Here is a 20,063-nt window from a genome sequence, read left to right on the forward strand (position 1 = left end):
CTCGTGAGACAGGGCCGGGTCCTTCACTTCGACGCCGCAGCCTCACGAAAGATCGAGGTTAAAGGATCGTAGGACGGCGGTTCTCCGAATTCCGCCGGTGCTGCAGGGCCGTGGATCCGCGGGGCCGCGGGGCCGCGAATCCGCCGGGTTTCCCACTCCGCCGAGCGATGAGTTCCGAGCGCGGCGCGGGTCGTACCGACTGAACCGAGCAGTACGCGGCACCGGACCCGCCGCCACGCAGCGCGGGCCCGCTCCCGCCTACCAGCAGCACGAAGGGAAGGTCCCATGCAGAAGTCCGCTACCGGACCGGCCGCCACCGGGCCGGGTCTCGCCACCGTCGACCGCACGACGACCGCCGTCATCCGCGGCACCGTCGCAGAGGCCGACCTCCCCTCGTTCTACGACCGCTCCTTCGGCGCGATCGCCACGGCCATCGCCGCCCAGGGCGCCAACATCACCGGTCCCGCTTTCGGCCTGTACCGCGGGGACTTCGGCGACCCCGTCGACCTCGAGGTCGGCTTCCCCGTTGACCGGGCGATCGAACAGGACGGCGACGTCGCTCCGGGGCAACTGCCCGGCGGCCGGGTCGCACGGCTCACGCACGCGGGCGCTTTCGACGGGCTGCCGGGATCGTGGACCCGGCTGTGCGACTGGATCACCGAGCAGGGCATGCGCACCGAGACGTTCTACTGGGAGAGCTACGTAACCGAGCCGACCCCGGACATGGACCCCGCCGACCTGCGCGTGGAGCTGATCATGCCACTGGCCGACTGAGGCCGGCGGTGTCGCCCGCCCATCGGCGCACGCGTTGCGATGCCGGTGCCGGTGCCGGTGCCGGTGCCACTGCGGATCATGCGGAAATGCCATTCTCAGTTTTGATATCTGGGCATTTCTGCATGATCATCGGTGCGCCGTTGCGGACGGGTCAACCGTCCAGGGCAAGGCTGATCAGGCCGCAACCATAAGCCTTGGCGCGGCCGATTCCCGCGGCCAAGGCCGCTTGGAAAGCCGCGGCGTCGGTGACGATCAGCCGGCCGTCGAACCTGACCGGCGCCACGGTGATCTTCAGCCGGTCGCCGGAGCGGGCCTTGGGCCGGTTGTCCGGTTTGTAGCCCACCCGCGCCGGTGCCGGAACGGCGACGGTGTCGGGCCTGCCGTCGGTGCCCGCGGGGATGGCGAACCCGTGCCGTTCGCCCTGCCGGATCAGCCATTCGACCTGTTCCTCCGGCCGGTGGATGGGTTTGCGCGCGCCCCTGCCGCGGTTACCGGGTTCGTCGCCCGGCGGCGGCGTGCTGCGGGTGGGGTTCGCGATCAGCCGGAACGCGAGGCGGCGGCCCGGCCGGATGGCCGCCAGCGCCGGCTGGAGGCACTTCACCTGCGCGCGGGCCGCGAGGTAGCCCTCGGGCAGCGCCGTCCAATCAGGGCGTTCGCGGCTCTGCACGAGCAGGGTCTGGCCGCGGCCCTCGCCGTCGAGCCGCCACAGCAGCCCGTAGTGCAGGCGCGCCGACGAATCGGCCGGCGCCTCGGCGAACGCCGACATCAGGGTGCGGTGCATGTCGTGGACATCGGCGTGGTCGCGGCGGTACGCCCGCGACATCACGTTCACCGGGATCTTGCTCAGGAACACGAGGGGACTCCAGCAGGAGGGGGTCAGCTTCCGTTGCGGGGGAGGCCGAGGTCGGCCAGGGGCACCTGGTCGGCGCGCACCGTGCGGGACCGGAACCGCCTGCGGCCCGGGGCGAACGACTCTGGGTGGTCGTGGCGGAGCTCGGCTCGGGGGTCGCCGGCCGCGGTGTCGCACACCGTCCGCAGCAGCGTGGCGCCATCGGTGCGGCCGGCTTGGGCGCGCTGGTCGGGGCGGTTCTCCAGCCAGGGGTGGGCGGCGAGCCGGTCTTCGAGGCAACCGGGCGCGGCGCCGGTGGTCCGGTGGCCGCCGGGGCCGCCGCTGGTGTCGGCGGGGTCGATCAGCGGAGCGGCGGGCACGAACGCCTTGCGGCCGAAGAACAGCGGCCAGTGCGGTGCGCGGACCGCGGTCTCCAGCGTGCCGATGGCGGCGGGGTCGCCCTCCAGCACCACCAGGAACAGCGCGTCGGCCAGGTAGTAGCGGTGGCTCACGACATTGCGCGGCGCAGCGCCCTTGGTGTTCGGAACGTCCTGGGTGACGTGGTAATCGCGCTCGACCAGTCCTTCGCGGTCGACACGCACGCCCAGCCGCAGCGCGGCAAGCTCCCGGATCCGGGTGTCGTCGGTGCGGTCGATCCCCGAAGCGGCGGCGAGCAGCCCCACTACGCCCGATTTGGTGGGCTCGGCGGCGGTATCGCGGTTGACGAAGCGCGAACGCAGCCCCCACGACTGCATGGGGGCGTCGATGCGCAGAGCGAGGGTGGCGGTGGTGGTCAAGGCGTCACCCGAGTGCCGCGGTCAGCGAACGCGACACGAGATCGTCCAGCGAGCGGACCTGCTCGGCGGCTGCGATGGAGGCCGGCACTCCCCCGGACACCGAAGCCGCGGCGACCGGGCGGATCCCGTCGTCGCCGTAGAACCCGCGCAGGTCGGCGAGGTGGCCGAACATCCGCTCGGTCGAGTCGGCCATGATGTCGGTACCGTCGACCGGTTTCAGGAACGCGTTGGCCAGGTTCCAGGCGCCGTGTTCGCGGACCACCGCAACAAGGGTGTCGGGGCGGGTGTGGGCGGCCATGGAGTTCTGCTTGCCGCTGGGGGTGGCCCGGACGAACGCGTGCATCCAGGCCCGGGCTGCCCGGCTGACCAGGTCCGTTTCGGCGGAATCGGCGCCGGATTCGGAGCCGGAGCCGCCATCGGCCGTGGAGCCGGAGTCGGCGGAGCCGCCGTGCAGGTTGCGGGCGAGCTGGTCCAGGTCGACATTGGCGTATCGGTAGTAGCAGGCGGCGTTGAAGTCGACGACGCCGATCATGTCGGCGCCGGCGTCCTCGTCGGATTCCTCGCTCTTGAGGTCGTCGACCGCGGTGTAGTAATCGAACTCGGTGGCCACCGCGTGCGTGGAGATGGCGTGGGCGACCTGGGAGGCGGCATCGACGTTGAAATCGCGGTTGTTGGCGATCATCCGGCCGAACAGGGCGATGTCGGCGACCTGGCGCGCGTCGAGGATGCGCCTGGCTTCGGCGACCGCCTTGGCGTCGGGTTTGACCTTGGGCAGGGCCGGAGCGGGCTTGTTCTTCGCCTCCGCCTTGCGGGCCGCCTCGTGCTGCTTGGCGACCTCGCGCTCCAGGCTGTCCCAGTGCTGACGGCAGTAGTCGGCAAGGTACTCGCCGGCGCGCGGGCCCAGGAAGAACAGGTACTGGGTGAGGTCCTTCTGCGCGATGGTGAAACCGAGCCGGCGCAGCGCCTCGCGGACGATGTCCTTGGTGGAGTCGGCGGGCTCGCCACCGGTGCCGTCGAGGATGCGCGCGGTGGCCAGCAGCAGCCGCTTGGTGCGCACGCCGTTCTCGTCTTCGCCCAGTCCCCACTGGGGGAACAGCCGCCGTGCCGAGCGTTTCAGGCACTGGCTGGAGATGCGGCCGCGTGTGACACCGCCGAAGGTGACGCTCTTCGGTTGGCCTACGTCGTCCCTGTTCAGGTTACTGGTGGGGAACGACTGCAGCAGGTGCAGCTCGATGATCACGTGGGGTCTCCCTGTTGGGCTGCGGTGGGGTGGTCGGGGGCGGCGGGGGTTTCGTCCGGGGTGTCGGCCGGCTGGTCGGCCGGCGCGCCTGCGGCCACGGTTCTGCGGCGGAAATCGCGGGCCCAGCCCAGGTGGACGCGGTGGGCCTCGGCGCTTGCGGGCGGGTGGCTGCGCAGCACCACCAGATCGGCGAGCAGACTGCCGTAGTCGATGCGCGCGGCGCCGCCGCTCAGCAGCCGCACGGCCTGGCGGAGGCGGTGCTGCAGCGTGGGCCAGTCGGCCGCGATCAACTGGCGCAACCGCGCCTCGACCGCAGGGCTGTCGCCGAGAGAGCGCAGTGCCTCGCCGAGCGGCAGCCGCCGGACACCGCGTTCGGGCGGGCGGGGGTGCTGGGCGAACAGGCCGGCGGTGAACAGCCGCGCGTCGGCCTCTGCTTCGGCGTCAGGCGGGCCGTGCTGTTCGGTGACGCGGAGCGCATCGGGCAGGTAGCGGTCGTCGGTGGCACTGCGCCGGATAAGCGCGAGGGTTCTGCGGGCCCAGGCCGCCTCGTGCTGGTTGCCGGAGCCGAGAGCGGCGCCCAGCCGGTAGAGATCGGCGATAAACGCCCGCTGCCCGGGGGAGGGCCGTCCGCGGCCGGACACGGGGGCGGGTTCGGTGGTGGTGTGCTCGGTCACCGGTTCACTCACCGTCCTGTTGTTCTTGGGGTGGCCAGGGGCTGCGGACAGCGAGGTGGTACTGCTGGTACAGCTTCCGGGTGCGCCCGCAGAAGGCGAGGTCGCCTGCAGCGAGTTCGAGGACCTCGCGGGACGGGGCGCGCGGGAGGTCGCGGACCCAGCGCCGCTGCGCGCGGTCGGCAGTGGCGCGCACGGTGCCGCCCCAGGCGTCGAACAGCTCGATGCACGGCCGCGCGCGGGATTCGCCCGGCACCGAATGTGCGAGGACCTCGCCGAGATCGCGCAGCAGCACGCCGAAGGGGGCGGCGAGTTCGGGCCAGTACCACTGCTCCAGCAGCCAGTGCTGCCGCTTGGCGGCGGAGTCGCCGAGGGCGGCGGCGTAGTCGCGCTCAAGATCGCGGAGTTCGGCGCCGATGTCGTCGGCCAGCCCGACCGCGTACCCGAGCAGCTCCTCAAGCCGCCGTTCGTCGGTATCGGCGCGCAGCAGCGCCACCGGCATCGGCACGGACTCCTGCAGCCAGGAGTGCACGGCACCACCCTGGGGATCGAGGCGCTGACCGAAAACGCGCAGGCCGTAGACGGTGTCGCGGGGGAGCCAGGGGGCGATCTCGGCGATGTGGTCCAGCACCCGCGGGCGGACCCGCGTGCCCTGTCTATCGGCGGGCAGCAGCAGTTCGCGGCAGTGCCGCCACACGCCGCGCAGTTCCTCCAGTTGCACCGGGCGGTAGTCGCCCAGGACCGCCCTGCCCCGGGGGCCTTTGCGGGCGGGGCGCCGGAACGCCGCCATCTGCTCGACGGTGTGCAGCTCGGCCCGCAGGCGGGTGCCGGGCAGCACGGCCGCACCGTCGACCGCGGTTTCCGCGCCGCCGGCGGCGCGCCGCAGCCGGATCCGGCGGGCGGGCCAGGTGAGCACGTCGGTCCAGCCGTCGGGGGCGCGGCCGGTCCGCAGCGGTTCGGGGCCGGGCGGGGTGTCCAACTCCCAGATGGGGCGGTCGTTGTCCAGGGTGTTCTTTGGTAAGTCGTATCCGGGGGCGTAGACGGGCATGTTCAGCAGCAGGGTCTGCTTGAGCGTGGCGCCCTCGACCAGCATGGCCGCAAACTGATTGCACGGACCGCGCTCGGAGGATTTGTCGGCCACGAGCGGGGTCTTGGTGCCGCCGGTGTCGTAGGCCTGCACGGTGACCAACCAGCGCGCCGCCTCGGCAGGGTCGAGCACCACGTGGTCGGCGGCGGTGGTCTGGTCGAACAGCGTGGCGTTGCTGCCCACCGACCGGTACATGGTGAGCTGCGCGGCGGTGCCGATTTTGGAGTCGGGGATACCGGGCGACTGGAGGAACGGGCGGTCGCCGAAGAGGTCGAAGCGGTCGCCGTACTGGTCGGCGTACTTGCGCAGCGGCTCCGGCGGCAGGGTGTCCCGTTGCCATAGGTCGAGCCATGTTTCGTTGTCTTCGGGCCCGCAGATCCGGTGGGCCAGCGCCAGCAGCAGCCGGTGCAGGGCCGCGGTGACCACTGGGGCCTCGGCGTCGATCCACCGCAGTTCGTGGGCGCGTTCGAACGCTTGGACCAAGCCGACACCGCACGGTTCGCCGGCGGAGTCCACGGCGGGCAGCCAGGGCTCGTGCAGCAGGTCAAAAATCATCGGGGCCTCCACGGGTGGGCGCGGGCGAGGTCGCCGACGGAAACGCGACGGGGGCTGCTGCCGGCCACGCGGGCGGGCGGCGGGGTCACGGCTCGTCACCGGCGGCCGCCGCGCCGCCATCGGCCTGGTCGCCCTGCGGCTCGGCGACCTCCAACCCCCGCTGGGGATGGTGCTGGACGGTGACCGGGCCGATGGTGCAGCGGCCGGCGTACAGCACCAGCGCGCGGTGGCCGCTGAGCCAACCCGAACGGGTGAAGCACGGCGGCTCCGACAGCCGGTCGCACAGCACGTCCAGTGCGTCGGGGCTCAGATCGGCGGGGGCGGACAGGTGGACGGCGGTGTCGGCGAGTTCGGCGACCACGGCCGCGGTGAGCTCGCCGGCGGCGAGGTCGACCGGGGTGCCCGCACGGGTGGCCGGCGCGCCCCCGTGCGGGTCGGCCCAGAGCGGAACGACCAGGACGCCTTCGTCGTAGGGCAGGGTGACGATGTCGTCGTCGGCGGCGGTCATGGCAGGTCTCCGTTCCGGCTGCGCATGCCGCGTTCCTCGGCCGCTTCCCACGGGCTCTGCTTGCGGGTGCGCTTGGGGCTGACGGTGTGTTTGGTCAACTGCGCGAGGCCGCCGGAGTCGCGCAGCGGCGGGATGCATTGGGCGGTGCCGTTGAAACTGTCGAGGCCGCGGGTGATCTCGCGGCTCATCCGGGCTTCGTTCCAGACCTGGTGGAGCCGGGTGTCGGTGATCGGTGCGGGGTCGGCGTAGGCCGCGTGCACGAGGCGGCCGATGTCGTCGGGCAGGCGCAGGCAGTCGCGGCGGGAGAGCTCGAACTCCGTGGTCAGCAGGCACTCTTTCGGGTAGATCGCGGCGGTGCGGCCGGGGAAGGTGCCGTTGCGGCCCGCGGCGACAACGATCAGGCGGGGGTCGGCCATCGGCGCCGGGCGGGCGCGGCGCCGATGGCGGTGCAGGCGTCCGGCGCGCTGGATCAGCAGGTCGGCGGGGCAGGGGTCGGTCACGACGAGGTCGAAGTCGGTGTCGAGCCCGTGTTCGAGCACCTGCGTGCCGACGACGATGGCGTTGCGCCGGCCGGGCCCGGAGCCGGGGCCGCAGAGTTCGGCCAGGCGGGCTTCGATGGTGCGGCGCTGCTCGTTATCGGTCTTGCCGTCGAGGTACAGCAGTTCGGGTGCGCCGCGCCTGCCGTCCAGCAGTTCCTGGAGGCGCTGGTGCGACCGGGCCGCGCGGGCGGGCGAGTTGTGGATGACCGCTGCGCAGCCGCGGTCGCGCATCCGGGCGACGACCTCGTCGGCGATGGTGCCGTGGTTGTCGGCGATACGGCAGAGCATGAGCCTGCGTGTGGTGTTCGCCTTGGACACCTGGACGGGGACCGGGGGCACCCGGTGCTCGTCGTCGGCCCAGGTGAGCTGCCAGGTGGAGGGGCCCGGCGCCGGACCGGCCGGCGGTGCGGCGGGCCCCGCGAGGGCTCCGGACCGCCACGCGCCGACCAGTTCCTCGCGCCGCGGGGCGGCGAGCGTGGCCGACATGAGCACGACCGGGGTGCCCAGCCGGCCGCACCACCACAGCAGCCGGTCGAGCAGGCGCGAGGTGTAGGCGTCGAACGAGTGGACTTCGTCGACGACCAGCACCTTGTTGCTGAGGGACGCCAGCCGCATGGCGACGTGCCCGCTGCGCATCACGGCCTGGAGGGCCTGGTCGACGGTGCCGACACCGATCGGGAAGGTGAGCGCGCGCTTCTTGGTGAAGGTCTCGCGCGCTTCGGTGCGCGCGTCGTCGGAGTCGGGCCCGATGCCCGCGGGCATCAGCACGGGCGGCGGGCTGCCGGTTCCGGCGGCGGCGCGGTCGAGGTCGTCGCGGGCGCCGGAGTAGAGCAGGTGCGCCCGCAGGCCGGAGCCGGTGGCGGCGAGCATGGTGTTCACGGTCGCGTGGGCGGGGCCGGCGGTGGCGCGGGTGGGGGTGGCGACGTACATGCCGGCGAGGCCGAGGTTGCGCACCAGGGTGGCGGCCGCCTGGATACCGGCCTTGGACTTGCCTTCGCCGGTGGGCGCCTCGATGGCGAGCACACCGGGGCGGGTGATGCCGGCGACCAGGTCGTGCACCGCCTGCTGGAGGGGGCGGGGTTCGGGGTCGTCCGGGAACAGGGCGGTGTGGCCGGTAGCGGCGGGCGGGCGCCAGGGTGTCCAGTTCAGCCGCTGCAGGGTGCGGCGTGCCCGGCCGCGGGAGTACTCGCGGTAGTCGGCGAGGTCGCCGGGGTCGGGGCGGAAGGGGAAGTTCCGGGGGTCGGAGGCGGTCCAATCGCTGAGGATGGTCAGCCCGGCCAGCCCGACGGCGGCCGCGGTACGCAGGCGCCCGCTGTGCCAGTCGCCCGCCCGGATATCGAGGCCCCACAGGCCGGCGACCTCGTGGATCAGGTGGTCGCGGGCCTGTTTCCAAACGGGGCCGCCCAGGTGGAGTTCGCGGCGGCGGGCGTGTGCGGTTTCAAAGGGGTCGGGGATGTGCCCGTGGTGTCCGCCGAGTAGATCGACCAGGCGGTTGCGCAGCGACATGGCCGCCTTGCGGTCCTCCAGCCACTCGTCGAAATGCGCGGCCGTCACGAGGCCGTGCAGGGTGTCCCAGCGGCCGATGAGGTCGTCGGGCGCTGCGGCCCGCAGCGCGGGCGCCGCCGCGGGGCCCAGCAACTCGATGGCGGCATCGGTGCGCAGCGCCTGGAACGCCGGCGAGAGCTTGCCGATGTCGTGCAGCCCGCACAGCACCGCCGCCCACGCCCGCGGGTTACCGAGCGGAGCCAGCCCTTCGTCGAGTTCGGCCCGCATGCGCGGGCTGAGCACGATGTCGTACAGGGCCTCGGCAACGGCGGCGGTATCGATGGCATGGCACACGAGGGGGTGCGGCTCGTGCCCGGACCCGAGTTTGCCCCAGGCCTTCAGCGCCCACCGGCGCGCCAGTACAGCGGGATCGCAGGCTGCGGAAGTGCTGGAGCGGGTGGAGTGAGTGGAGGAGGTGGAGGGAGCGGAGCGGGCGGCGGGATCGGTTCCAACAGCAGGGTCGCTTCGACCGGGTACGTCCACCGTGGTGGCCTCCTTATGCCGATGCCTAACCAGTCGGGAGCCCCCGCCGAGCCCGGCCGCGAATCCCGTCAGACACGCACAGTAGCGATTCGCGAGGACCGCGGACGAGGTTTCACCAAACCTGTGGACAACGCCGGCTCCGATCCCGCCCGCCGCCACCGAGCCGCCCGCGGCCGCGCCGCAGCACAGGCCGGGCGGACAGAACAGGATTCGCGGGGTTTACGGGACCGCATGTCCGCATGCGGTCATTCGGCCCACCGGAAAACACGGCGCACGAGGGACGACACCCGTATATGCGGGCCCGGCCAGACGGGACCGTCCGGTCCGGCGGTGGCGCCGGCGGCGCACCCAGCGAGCGGTGGGAGCGGTGGGAGTGAAAGGGGCGATGGGGGCGCTGGCGGCGCCGCGGGGGCCGCGGGGGCCGCGGGGGCCGCCGGGGTGTCCGCTCCCGACCGCCGCCATGACACCGAGTGATCGGCGGGATACCTGCAAACCGGTCGAGCGGCGGCAGACAGCGGTGCCGCGGGACACGACACGGGCATCCCGACACGCGGCCGCGGTGTCGCAGGTGTGGCGCAGGTGGCGCCAGACTCTTGCCGTGTCCAGATACGGACACATTGAATGGCCGACCACGGTGGTCCCACTACCGTGCTCGTGAAGATCCCTAAGGCAACGGCGGAGGCGACCATGGGCAGCCACGGCAAACCGGACAGCGAGGACCAGGGGCAGGGCACACCCGCCGAGCACGATGGCCAGAAGGGGCCCACACACGGCGGCGGGGGAGAAAAGACCGGCGACGGCAAGTGACCTCGCCGCTGCCTGATCTGCTCGCCGCAGCTGGGGTGGTGCCGGACGGATGGCAAGCGGCGTTGGATGGCACTCCGCGCCGCGCCTTCATTCCCGAGACCATCTGGTTACCGGATCCGGACGGCTTCCTCGTCGCGGTCCGCCATGGCGAGGAGGCCTGGACCCGGCGCGTCGAGTCCGACGTCGCCATCGCAACCCAGGTCGACGACGGCAGCCCGGCAGCACCGGGCGGGCGGGGGCGGACCGCCACCAGTTCGGCGTCGCAGCCCTCGCTGGTGCTGCGTATGCTCCGCGCGCTCGATGCCGCCGAAGGCCACCGGGTGCTGGAAATCGGCACCGGCACCGGATGGAACGCCGGCCTGCTCACCGCACGCCTGGGCGCGGAGTCCGTCACCAGCGTTGAGATCGACCCAGCGGTCGCCCAGGAGGCCCGCCGCAACCTGGAGAGAACCGGCGCCCGCCCCCACCTGATCTGCGGCGACGGCGCCAAGGGCGCGCCGGCGCGCGCCCCCTTCGACCGGATCATCTCCACGGCGGCCGTGGGCCGCATCCCCCGCGCCTGGATCGAGCAGACCCGGCCGGGCGGGCTTATCGTCACCCCATGGGGCAGCCCCTACGCCTCGACCGGCCTGCTCCGCCTCCAGGTCGGCACCGACGGCACCGCCGCGGGACGGGTACTGGACCGCGCGGGGTTCATGTGGGTGCGCGACCAGCGCGCACCATTGGGCGGCTGGGGATCCCACGTCGACACCCGAATCCCCGCCGAAACCTCGGAGACGACGCTCCCCCCGGAAGACCTGCTCGACTTCGGCGCACCGGCACGCTTCGCCGTCGGCCTGATAGTCCCCCAGCTATTCCAAATCGACCGCCACGACCCGGCAGGCTCCGGCGAGTACACCCTGTGGCTCTACGACACCCAGGGCTCGTGGGCATCAGTGGACTACATCCCCGGCGCAACCTCATCCCGAGTAGAACAGGCCGGCCCCCGCCACCTATGGCACGAAGTAGAAGCGGCCCACCACTGGTGGACCACCACCGGCCGCCCCGGACGGAACCGATTCGGCCTCACGGTGAACCCCGAGGGCCAACACCTGCTCTGGCTAGACGAACCGGGCCGGGCGGTCCCAAGCTGGGCGTGAGGCTGCCGTTTATTTGGGGGGGAAGCAGGCAGGCGCTAAGGACCATATCCGGTGGGGCTGCGCAAGGATCCGACCGTCAACATCGTGGCCCAATCAGCGCTTAACAATCCCGCCGTCCTGCACTGTGAGTAGCTGTGGAGCCCATATCACACCGGGCGACTGAGTAGCGAGGGGATGACCATCCAGCCTTATTATTGCCTATACAGGGCCAGGAACCGGGTGGCCGGCAACCTCATCCACCGCTAAGGTTTTGTTGAGCTACCACAGGGGCGGTGCAACGTTGTCGAACATAAACTCTCCCACAAAACAAGATAACAAGGAACAAAAAAACATGGATCTGCGAGATTATTTGCAGGAAATCGCATCAACATACGACAAAAAAGCTTCAACAAACTCGCCTGCCCAACACACACTTCGGAACGCCAAAAACCTCATTAATAACTATTTCCCGACTGGACTTATAATTCATGGAAAGGGTGGCGATGGTACCGCGACATTAACTCCGTGGATCGGGTTTTTCGACCCAGACGAAACAAAAACAAGCTATGACGGGCTCTACGCTCTTTATATATATGCTGAGCACCTAAAGACTGTAACTCTCGCAATCAATCACGGTGTTACACGGCTGAGAGAGGAACTAGACAAAACTTCCCACAAAAATAAGACAAAAGAGCTAAGAAGACGCCTACGCGAGTCAGCGGAACTAATCCGGGCAGCCCTTCCGGAGTCGATCACTCAAAAATGGGACAATTCGGCGAATCTTGCCTCCAAGGGGCTACGTCAAAGAGACTACGAAGCAGGGTTCGTCATCGCCCGTACCTACGATACAAAAAATCTTCCTAACGAGAGCGAACTCCGTGCTGACCTTTGGGAAATTTCCAGCATCTACCAGAAGTGCATACTCATCCGCCGTGAAATCGAATCCCGCGGAGCCGACCCACTAACCATCAACCCTGGTGCACAAACCAGCCCTATCGAGGAACTCTACCTTAAATCACTTGACGACTTCCACCCAAAGGACGCTTCTGATTACCGTGCCAGCCTTCAGGGTTACGAAATCATCAAACAGCGTCGCCATGAATCAATGCTAGCTGAATACGTTCCACATATGAGGCAGGCAGGGTTCGAAGCTCCGGGAGACATACACCCCAGAGATCTCGTACTAAATAAAGACGACCAACAATGGCTCGTCGAAGCAAAGGTGGTCTACAACGGAAATACTGCCAAGGCCGCCCGCGAGACTATCGGACAGCTTCTTGACTATAGCTACTTCCTCCACGACCAATCAAAGCGCCCTAGACTCGTTGGTTTGTTCACGGAACATATCGGAAATGGGTATGTTGGACTCCTCAACAGCATAAACGTTGCAACCGTATGGAAATCTCCCGATGGCTGGCAAGGCTGTGAACTAGCCGATCGGGACGACTTAATACCAAGATTCCAATAGCCCAGTTCTTGCCAGATAACTATCTGGCATTCCAAACTCACTCAGCGAGTTGAGTCCACATAACCTCTCGGTCTACTCACACCAATCCTGCGTCGTGGGCCAGGAGGGCTATTTGGGTGCGGTTGTCCAGGTTTAATTTGGTAAGGATGCTGGAGACGTGGGCCTTGACTGTGGCGGTGCTCATGTGGAGGCGGGTGGCGATTTCGGCGTTGGGGTGGCCCTCGGATATGGATTGGACGACTTCGTGTTCGCGGGGGCTTAGGGCTTCGAGGGCGGTGCGGGCGCGGGTGTGGGCTCCGGCCTGGGTGGCGGCGCGGTCCATGAGGCGGCGGGTGATGCGGGGGGAGAGGATCGGGTCGCCGGCGGCGACCTTGCGGACCGCGTTGACGATCTCGGGTGGCGGGGTGTCCTTAAGTAGGAAGCCTCCGGCGCCGGCGCGCAGCGCGTGCAGGATGTTCTCGTCGGTGTCGAAGGTGGTCAGCACGATCACTTCGGGCGGGCGCGGCCGGGCGCGCAGTCGGCGGGTTGCGGTGATGCCGTCCACTCGCGGCATCCGCAGGTCCATCAGCACGACATCGGGGGTGTGGGTGTCGGCGGCAGCGGTGACCTTGTCGCCGTCGGCGGCTTCGCCTACGACCCTGATCCCGTGGACGCCGTCGAGCATCATGGTCAGCCCGCCGCGGACCAGTGCGTCGTCGTCCACGATGAGGACCCGCAGCGCACGGCTCATGCCGGCCATGGTAGCCGGGCGTGCAGGAGGAAGCGGCCGCCGCTGACTCCGTGGTCGAGCCGCCCGCCCGCGAGCCGGACCCGTTCGGTCAGGCCGACGAGGCCCGTGCCGCTGCCCGGGACCGGACGGGGTGCTGCACCGGCTTTCCCGGGCCCGTTGCCGGTTGTGTTGCCGACCATATTGCCGGCTCCGCTCCCGGCTCCATTCCCGGCTCCGGCGGAGTCGATGGCCTCCGCAGCCGGTGCGCCGGCTGCCGCTGCTGTCCGGAAGACTTCTTCCGCTGCCGGCACTCCTGCACCTGCTTTCTCCTCCGTCGCGCCATCCGGATGATCGACATGCCCGATCGGGTTGGCGATGGAGACCTCCAGTGCTTCGCCGGGCCGCCCTGCCAGTTCCACGTCGACCGGGCGGCCGGGGGCGTGCTTGCGGGCGTTGGTCAGGCCCTCCTGCACCACCCGGTAGGCGGTCCGGCCGACCGCTGCCGGCAGGCCGCTCGGGTCCGCTCGATCAGTGGCGGGATTGGGGTCAGCCGCGTCGATAAGGCCGGCGAGGTCGTCGGGACCCGTCGAGCCGATCGCCGCGGCTGCACCGTCGCCCAGCCGCACTTGCGTCCCTGCGCTGCGGGACTCCTCGACAAGCCGCCGGATGTCGCCGAACCGCGGTTGGCCGCCCGCCGCGTGCTCGCGGCCATGCTCGCGGCCGTGCTCATTGCCCTCTGCCGCGTCCTCGTGGCGCAGCACCAGGATGACCTCGCGGAGCTCGTCCAGCGCCTGGTGGACACCGGTGCGCACCACACCCGCTGCGTGGGCGAGGCGCTCGGGCGGCGAATCCGGCCGGTACTCCAACGCCCCCGCGTACGTGGCCAGCAGGGAGAGCCGGTGGGCCAGCACGTCGTGCATTTCGCGGGCCATGCGGGTGCGTTCGGCCATGCGGGCCTCGGCCACCCGCCGCCCCTGCTCGGCTTCGGCGCGCCGGGCGCGCTCGCGCAGCGACTCGACGAGTGCCCGGTTGGCGCGGGCCAGGGCGCCCCAGCCGACCATCGCGCCGTACCCGGCGGTGATCAGCACCAGCCACCAGCCGTAGGACAGCCCGCTGCTGGGTTGCCACCAGCCCTGGACCGCGTGGGCGGCGACGCCCGCCGCGGCGACGGCGCCGGCGAGCGGGAGCGGTCGGCGCTGCGCCACCTGCAGCGCCGCGAGGGTGGCCGGCGGGGTGGCGGCGGGCGAAAACGCGGCCAGGACCACCAGGCCGAGCGCGGCCGGAACCGGTCGCCACAGCAGCAGCGGCGCCAGCACGCAGCCGAGGGCACCGGCTGCAATGTCGAGGAGCAGCGGCCCGAGCGCGGGGTTCGCGCTGTAACGGGCCCAGACCGTCACGGCGACCAGGACGACCGACACCGCGGCCACCCCCGCCACTGCGGTCGGGCCGGGGGTGCTGCGGCACTCGGTTTCGGCCGCCGGAAGGGTGCTGACCGGCTTGACCGTGCTGACCGGGTTGACCTCGTCGTTCACCGGCCAAGGTTAACTTCGGCGGGTCCGGCGCCGACACCGACCAAAGTCGATGTCCGACTCGACGGCGGTCGCGGTGGGTGTGGCCGCTCGTCCGATGCCCCGGGCGGTGCGGGGCCGCGAGCCTGGTGGCGGTCAAGCGCCGGCGGGATGGGACCGGCCGGCCGCCGAGGTGCGGCGGCGGCTCCCACCTGCCGCACCACCGCACAACGCCACACAGGGAGCGCAATGTCCGCCCGAGCCGGATCACACCCCGCCGCCGAGCCCGCCTCCACCGATCTGCCCACCGTCGAACCCTTCACTGCCGAACCCCCCGCCGCATTCACCGGCCCAACCGCGGGTGCCGGCACCCGCCGACCCGCTCTCCGCCGCGCGGTGACGGTCGCCGCGGCGCTGGCCGGGTCGCTGGCCCTGTGGGCGGTGGCCGTGCTGGCCGGGGCCGAGCCAACCGCTTACCAGGGCGGCGCGATCGCCACCGTCGGCTCGGTGCCGATCGCCGTGGCGAGCTTCGCCGCCGCGTTGGCGGCGTGGGCGCTGCTTGCGGTGCTGGAACGGACGGTGCGCCGCCCCGGGCTCACCTGGACGGCCGTCGCGGCCGCGGTGCTGGTGCTGTCCTTGCTGGGCCCGGTGTTCTCCGCCGCCGGCACCGCGAGCATGCTGGTCCTGCTGGGCCTGCACGCGGTTCCGGGCGCGGTGGTCATCGCCGGAATGGCGCCGACCGCGCAGCGGCCCTCGCGGTGAAGGCACCGGCCCCGCGCCAGCGCCCCTGCTCCCGGCCGCAGCCGCAGCCGCTTGCGTGCGACGATCCCGCCGGGGCAACGCGTTGCGGCCCGCTGCCGCCCCGGCGGCGATCACCCAACCGGGCCCACCGCGCAGCGTCGGAGCCGGCACTCCCGGTGTTTTCTGCCGATTCGTCGGATCTGCGCACGCAGCCATCGTAGGCCGTGGCCGGTGGATCCATCCGCCGTGAGCCGCGCACTCGTGTGTACCCCCGCTGGATGCGCGAAGCGCCGCGGTGGGCGGGCGCTGCGATGGGCACGCCCCCACTCGGCGGGCTCCGCCATCATCCCCCAGCGGGGTCCGACCGGGACTCGGAAGGACGCAGCCGCGAGAGCAGTGCTGGGCCGCCACCGAACACGGCCGGGCGCCGCTAAGCCCTGTTTGGGAAGTGTGTGTTAGCGGCGCCGAGGCCGGCGGTCGGCCCGGGCGGGTGGGCGGGTGGCCCTCGTACTCGGAGGGGGCGGCCCGGGTCCTCTGTGGGGCCTTGTCCGCGGCCGGGCGGCGGGTGGCCTGCACGGAAAAGCGGCACCGAGGGCGGCGGTCGGCACGGGCGGGCGCGCGTGTGTCCGTTATGTCGGGCTACAGGGTGGCTGTGCGCCCGTTATGCCGGGTTCCCGTTGCTGATCATGCGGAAATGCCGGTCCCAGCGTTGAATTCCGGGCATTTCCGCACGGTCGGTGACCGCGCGCCCCCGGGTCGCCCGCGGACGTTGCCGCTGCTTTTCAGCCCCAGGCCACCTGTTGCCGGCAGCGGGCAAGGCCGCCGAGCGGGCCCGTGTCCGCCCTGGTCCCCGGACGCACCGGCCGCCATGGCCGGGCCGCCACCGGTGCCCGGGTGCGGGTCGGCTTCTTCAGGGGTGATCGGTCCGCGCCCGGGGGCCTCGCTGCTGCACAGGGCACCGGTATGCGGGCAGTCCCGATCGATCAGGGCTATTAAACAGGGCCTAGTCGTCCGCCGCCCCTTGTGCCGGGGTGTGGCCGATGGCCGGGAGGATGGCCTGGTCGACTATGGCGGCGATGTAGGCATCGTCGGGGATCTCCAGGTTGTCGAGGGGGTACTTGAGCATCAGCGCCTCGCCGAGGTCGACAACGACGGGGGTCACCCGGGCGGGGTCGATGTGGCCGTGCTCGGCGTAGTGCTGCAGGACGGTGCGGGTGAAGCGGCCGCCGCGGGGGTCGAAGACCTCTTTGTAGACACGTTCGTGCAGCTCGGGGCGGCGCTGGGCCTCTTCGATGACGGACCGCATCGCCTTTCCGAACAACGGCTCCATCAGGCCGTCGCGCATCAGCTTGAGTGCGGCGATGAGGTCGCCGCGCAGGTCGTCGGCGCCCGGGGAGGGCTGTTCGACCGGGTAGATGCGGTAGAGCGCCCGGATGACGATCTCCTCGGGTGTGGACCAGCGCCGGTACAGCGACGTCTTGGCGGTGCCCGCCCGACGGGCGATGCCCTCCATGCTGGCCCGCGCCAGGCCGAGTTCCCCGGCTTCCTCCAGCGCCGCCGTGTAGATGGCCTCTTCCAGCTCCGCTCCGCGCCGCCGCCGGGCAGGCCGGGGTTCGCCGGGGTCGGTCGTCCGGTTCTGGTCACGCACCCTGCAGCACTTCCTTAGAAACGGCATCGTAGCTTATATTGGACATTAGATACGCCGTCGTAGCCAATGCTACCCGGCCCGCCACCCGGACCGACGGACCTGAGACCAGAGGACCGTAAGCCCAAAGGACCGCACCATGTCGCAACACACCGCCGACCGCAGCGAGCCGCCGCCGCGGACCCGACCCGACGCGCTTCCCGAAGCGCAGCGTTCCCTGGCCCCCGACCTCGCCCGGGGGTTCATGCTGCTCGTCATTGCAACCGTGCACGCCCACATGTTCCGCAACGCCATCAGCGGCGACGGCTTCTCGCTCGACGGGTCGCTGGACATCGCCGCCACCGCGCTAATGGCGCTGTTCGGCGAGAACCGCGGGTATCCGATGTTCGCCGCGCTCTTCGGCTACGGCCTCGCGCAGATCTACCTGCGGCGCACGGCCGAAGGGCACGAGTGGCCGTGGGTGCGCAGCCTGCTGCGCCGCCGCGGCCGCTGGATGCTGGCCATCGGTGTCGCGCACACCGCCCTGCTCTTCTACGGCGACATCATCGCCGTCTACGGGCTGATCGCGCTGGTTTTCGCCGCCGTTGTGCGGATGGGCGACCGGCGGCTGCTCACCCACGCCTTCGCATGGATGGCGGTCGGCAGCCTGGTCTATGCGGTGGTCTCCAACCTGCTGTTCTCGGCGGCGCAGCAGGGCGCCGGCGACGACCTCACCTGGCTGACCGATGTGCTGATGCGGGTGGCGATGCTGCCGTTCTTCCTGCCGCTGATGGTGGCGATCTCGGTCTTCCCGTTCCTGGTGGGGGTCTGGGCCGCGCGGCGCAGGCTGCTGGAGGAGCCGGAGCACCACCTGCCCTTGCTGCGGCGGGTCGCGGTGTGGGGCATCGCCGCGGCGGTGCTCGGCGGGATTCCGCACGCGCTGATCAACGTCGAGGTGTGGGACGCCGCACCGGCGGTGACCGCGGCGGTCTTCTGGGGGCACCTGCTCACCGGCTACGCGGGCGGCTTCGGTTACGCGGCGGTGATTGCGCTGATCGCGCTGCGGATCAACCGGCGCAGCGACCAGCGGCGCGGGCCGGTGGTGCGGGCACTCGCGGCGACCGGGCAGCGCTCGATGACCTCCTACCTGCTGCAGTCGGTGGCCTGGGCCATCCTGATCCCGCCCTATGCGCTGGGTATCGGGCCCGCGCTGAGCGACGCGCAGGGCGTGGCCCTGGGTGCGGGGGTGTGGCTGGCCACGGTTGTCGCGGCCGACGCCATGCGCCGCGCCGGGTTCCGCCGGGGGCCGGCCGAGTGGTTCCTGCGCCGGATGTCCTACGGCCGCCCCGCGGCACCCGCCCGGGAGTAACCGCCGCCGCTGCGGGACCGCCGCGGCACCGCCGCGCTCGGTCCCGCGGCGGCACCGCGGCGCGGCCCGCAGTGCCCGGCCCGCCCTCAGCGTGCGCCCTCAGAGTTCGTCGACAGTGTCGCCGATGGCCTGTTTCAGGGCGGGGGCGAGCAGTTCGGAGTAAGTGGCGGTGATGTGCGCGCTATCGCGGTAGACCATGACGTTGCCGATCACCGGCAGGCAGGTGTCGCCCTGGCAGAAGTCGCCGGTGAGGTCGACAAGGTCGGTGTCGGGATCGTTCGCCGCGGCGAGCACCTGGGGATCCTGGTCTCCGAACGCCTCGCCACTGGGCCGGGCGCACTGGATGGGGTCGCCGGAGTGGCGGGACACGCAGTCGGGCAGGCGCTGCTCCATCCGGGGGGTGTCGCGAATGGCCACCACGTGGCTGCCGGAGTCCTCAAGCGGCCCCCACAGCTCGTTCATGCCGGCGGCGATGTCGAGGTCGCTCTCGGACTCGGTGGCCGACCCCGCTGCGTCGGAGCCGACGCTGGAGCTGGTGAACACCAGGTCGGGTTCGATCTGGTTGGTGAGCTTGTCCAGCACGGTCTGGTTCCACTCGGTGCATTCCTCGTACTCCTTGCCGCCGCGTTCGAGCGGCGTGGAGGTGAAGGCGCAGGAGGACTTGGCGAAGACGTGCAGCCGCCAGTCCTGCTGTTCGGCGATCTTGCGCAGCGCGGGAACCCACTGGGCGGCGTGGGAGTCGCCTGCAACGGCGACAGTGGTATCGGCGTCCTCGGGCCCGTAGACGCAGGACTGCAGGGTCGTGAGGCGCGGCGACGCCTGGCAGTCGTCGTAGACATCGGGGAGGTCGTCGCCCGCGGCCACCGGAGACGGGTAGATGGGCACATCGGGCGAGCCCATGGGGTCGGTGGTGCCCAGAGCTGCGGGGCCGACGTGCTGCACGGGGTCGAACTCGGTGTTGCGCAGCCACTCGTAACGGGCGAACTGGCCCGCGGCGAGCAGCCCCACCACCAGCGCCGAGACCACGGCGAAGGCGGCGGCGCGGCGCCCGGAGACCAGCAGCCCCAGGCGGCGCACCGGGTCTTCGACGGCGACCTTGGTGCCCCACGCCAGCAGCAGCGACAGCACCACGGCCGCGATCCCCGACAGCAGCGAGAGGCTGTCGGACTCGGTGAGGCTGAGCAGGAAGACGATGACCGGCCAGTGCCACAGGTACAGCGCATAGGAGAGGTCGCCGCCGAAGCGCGCCGGCGCGCTGGAGAGCAGCCCGTAGGCGGAGTAGCGCGGATGGTGCTCGCCGGCGGCGATGACGGCCGCCGCGCCCAGCACCGGCAGCGCCGCCGCAATGCCCGGGAACGGGGTGGAGTCGCTGTAGTACCAGGCGGCGGCGCCGATGGCGGCCAGGCCCGCCCAGCCCAGGCACCAACGCATCCACGCCGCCCGGATGCCGTAGCGGGTGAGCGCGACGGCCAGTGCGCCGCCCACCGCGAGTTCCCACATGCGGGTCTGCGGCAGGAAGTAGGCGGGCTGGGGGGAGTCCGCGGTCTGCACGACCGATACCACCAGCGAAACCGCGACCACGGCCAGCGTGGCCGCCAGCGCCACCACCGTCGTGCGGCGGCGGATGGGCAGCGCGGTCCAGCCGATGAACAGCAGCGGCCACAGCAGGTAGAACTGTTCTTCGACGGCCA

Annotated in this window: 17 protein-coding genes; 6 read left to right on the top strand and 11 right to left on the bottom strand. The window is 70.9% G+C overall.

The window, feature by feature from the left end; translation table 11 throughout:
- Positions 1–285: 285 nt before the first annotated feature.
- A complete protein-coding gene (locus ACYVD5_RS25830; protein WP_461003749.1) occupies positions 286–774 on the top strand; it encodes a GyrI-like domain-containing protein in 489 nt (162 codons plus the stop codon).
- 151 nt (positions 775–925) lie between these two features.
- Here ACYVD5_RS25830 and cas6e read toward each other — a convergent pair whose 3' ends face one another.
- From cas6e to cas3, 7 genes are all read right to left on the bottom strand, one after another.
- A complete protein-coding gene (cas6e, locus tag ACYVD5_RS25835; protein WP_461003750.1) occupies positions 926–1,627 on the bottom strand; it encodes a type I-E CRISPR-associated protein Cas6/Cse3/CasE in 702 nt (233 codons plus the stop codon).
- A 23-nt stretch (positions 1,628–1,650) separates the two neighbouring features.
- Positions 1,651–2,400: a type I-E CRISPR-associated protein Cas5/CasD gene (cas5e, locus tag ACYVD5_RS25840; protein WP_461003751.1), complete on the bottom strand. Its 750-nt coding sequence runs from the start codon at positions 2,398–2,400 to the stop codon at positions 1,651–1,653.
- A 4-nt stretch (positions 2,401–2,404) separates the two neighbouring features.
- Entirely contained in the window at positions 2,405–3,640 is a 1,236-nt protein-coding gene (gene cas7e, locus ACYVD5_RS25845) for a type I-E CRISPR-associated protein Cas7/Cse4/CasC (RefSeq protein ID WP_461003752.1), read from the bottom strand.
- A complete protein-coding gene (gene casB, locus ACYVD5_RS25850; RefSeq protein ID WP_461003753.1) occupies positions 3,637–4,326 on the bottom strand; it encodes a type I-E CRISPR-associated protein Cse2/CasB in 690 nt (229 codons plus the stop codon). Before casB ends, cas7e begins: the two co-directional genes overlap by 4 nt.
- Positions 4,319–5,953 (bottom strand): type I-E CRISPR-associated protein Cse1/CasA, encoded by a 1,635-nt coding sequence (gene casA / locus ACYVD5_RS25855; RefSeq protein ID WP_461003754.1) that lies wholly within the window; start codon positions 5,951–5,953, stop codon positions 4,319–4,321. The genes casB and casA overlap by 8 nt, the downstream gene beginning before the upstream one ends.
- Positions 5,954–6,038: 85 nt before the next feature.
- Positions 6,039–6,461, bottom strand: a complete 423-nt coding sequence (locus tag ACYVD5_RS25860) for a hypothetical protein (RefSeq protein WP_461003755.1) — start codon at positions 6,459–6,461, stop codon at positions 6,039–6,041.
- Positions 6,458–9,028: a CRISPR-associated helicase Cas3' gene (gene cas3 / locus ACYVD5_RS25865; RefSeq protein WP_461003756.1), complete on the bottom strand. Its 2,571-nt coding sequence runs from the start codon at positions 9,026–9,028 to the stop codon at positions 6,458–6,460. The genes ACYVD5_RS25860 and cas3 overlap by 4 nt, the downstream gene beginning before the upstream one ends.
- 654 nt (positions 9,029–9,682) lie before the next feature.
- On the opposite strand from cas3, the gene ACYVD5_RS25870 reads away from it, so the two are divergent.
- The 3 genes from ACYVD5_RS25870 (at position 9,683) to ACYVD5_RS25880 (ending at position 12,421) form a co-directional block, all read left to right on the top strand.
- Positions 9,683–9,835 carry a hypothetical protein gene (locus ACYVD5_RS25870; protein WP_461003757.1) on the top strand — a complete coding sequence of 51 codons (153 nt, stop codon included), beginning with the start codon at positions 9,683–9,685 and terminating at the stop codon, positions 9,833–9,835.
- Positions 9,832–10,974 (top strand): methyltransferase domain-containing protein, encoded by a 1,143-nt coding sequence (locus tag ACYVD5_RS25875; RefSeq protein WP_461003758.1) that lies wholly within the window; start codon positions 9,832–9,834, stop codon positions 10,972–10,974. Before ACYVD5_RS25870 ends, ACYVD5_RS25875 begins: the two co-directional genes overlap by 4 nt.
- A gap of 331 nt (positions 10,975–11,305) precedes the next feature.
- Positions 11,306–12,421, top strand: coding sequence for an MrcB family domain-containing protein (locus ACYVD5_RS25880; RefSeq protein WP_461003759.1), 1,116 nt, complete (start codon positions 11,306–11,308; stop codon positions 12,419–12,421).
- A 76-nt stretch (positions 12,422–12,497) separates the two neighbouring features.
- Here ACYVD5_RS25880 and ACYVD5_RS25885 read toward each other — a convergent pair whose 3' ends face one another.
- Both ACYVD5_RS25885 and ACYVD5_RS25890 read right to left on the bottom strand, forming a co-directional pair.
- Positions 12,498–13,160, bottom strand: a complete 663-nt coding sequence (locus ACYVD5_RS25885; RefSeq protein ID WP_461003760.1) for a response regulator — start codon at positions 13,158–13,160, stop codon at positions 12,498–12,500.
- Positions 13,148–14,662 carry a sensor histidine kinase gene (locus ACYVD5_RS25890; RefSeq protein ID WP_461003761.1) on the bottom strand — a complete coding sequence of 505 codons (1,515 nt, stop codon included), beginning with the start codon at positions 14,660–14,662 and terminating at the stop codon, positions 13,148–13,150. The genes ACYVD5_RS25885 and ACYVD5_RS25890 overlap by 13 nt, the downstream gene beginning before the upstream one ends.
- A 225-nt stretch (positions 14,663–14,887) precedes the next feature.
- Here ACYVD5_RS25890 and ACYVD5_RS25895 point away from each other — a divergent pair, with 225 nt between their 5' ends.
- A complete protein-coding gene (locus tag ACYVD5_RS25895) occupies positions 14,888–15,400 on the top strand; it encodes a DUF6069 family protein (protein ID WP_461003762.1) in 513 nt (170 codons plus the stop codon).
- A 982-nt stretch (positions 15,401–16,382) separates the two neighbouring features.
- Here the strand turns inward: ACYVD5_RS25895 and ACYVD5_RS25900 are convergent.
- Complete coding sequence (locus ACYVD5_RS25900; RefSeq protein WP_461003763.1) at positions 16,383–17,027, bottom strand: TetR/AcrR family transcriptional regulator; 645 nt, start codon at positions 17,025–17,027, stop codon at positions 16,383–16,385.
- Between the two features lie 136 nt (positions 17,028–17,163).
- On the opposite strand from ACYVD5_RS25900, the gene ACYVD5_RS25905 reads away from it, so the two are divergent.
- Entirely contained in the window at positions 17,164–18,372 is a 1,209-nt protein-coding gene (locus tag ACYVD5_RS25905) for a DUF418 domain-containing protein (protein ID WP_461003764.1), read from the top strand.
- Between the two features lie 99 nt (positions 18,373–18,471).
- On the opposite strand, the gene ACYVD5_RS25910 is transcribed toward ACYVD5_RS25905, so the two are convergent.
- A partial coding sequence (locus ACYVD5_RS25910) for an acyltransferase family protein (protein WP_461003765.1) occupies positions 18,472–20,063 on the bottom strand: 1,592 nt, incomplete at its 5' end.

The organism is Streptomonospora sediminis (genome assembly GCF_054778995.1).

What these genes read in the sequence shown, in the direction of transcription:
- ACYVD5_RS25830 (WP_461003749.1), top strand. Translation starts at nt 286, where the DNA reads ATGCAGAAGTCCGCTACCGGACCGGCCGCCACCGGGCCGGGTCTCGCC.
- casA (WP_461003754.1), bottom strand. Translation starts at nt 5,953, where the DNA reads ATGATTTTTGACCTGCTGCACGAGCCCTGGCTGCCCGCCGTGGACTCC.
- ACYVD5_RS25860 (WP_461003755.1), bottom strand. Translation starts at nt 6,461, where the DNA reads ATGACCGCCGCCGACGACGACATCGTCACCCTGCCCTACGACGAAGGC.
- ACYVD5_RS25880 (WP_461003759.1), top strand. Translation starts at nt 11,306, where the DNA reads ATGGATCTGCGAGATTATTTGCAGGAAATCGCATCAACATACGACAAA.
- ACYVD5_RS25885 (WP_461003760.1), bottom strand. Translation starts at nt 13,160, where the DNA reads ATGGCCGGCATGAGCCGTGCGCTGCGGGTCCTCATCGTGGACGACGAC.
- ACYVD5_RS25895 (WP_461003762.1), top strand. Translation starts at nt 14,888, where the DNA reads ATGTCCGCCCGAGCCGGATCACACCCCGCCGCCGAGCCCGCCTCCACC.
- ACYVD5_RS25905 (WP_461003764.1), top strand. Translation starts at nt 17,164, where the DNA reads ATGTCGCAACACACCGCCGACCGCAGCGAGCCGCCGCCGCGGACCCGA.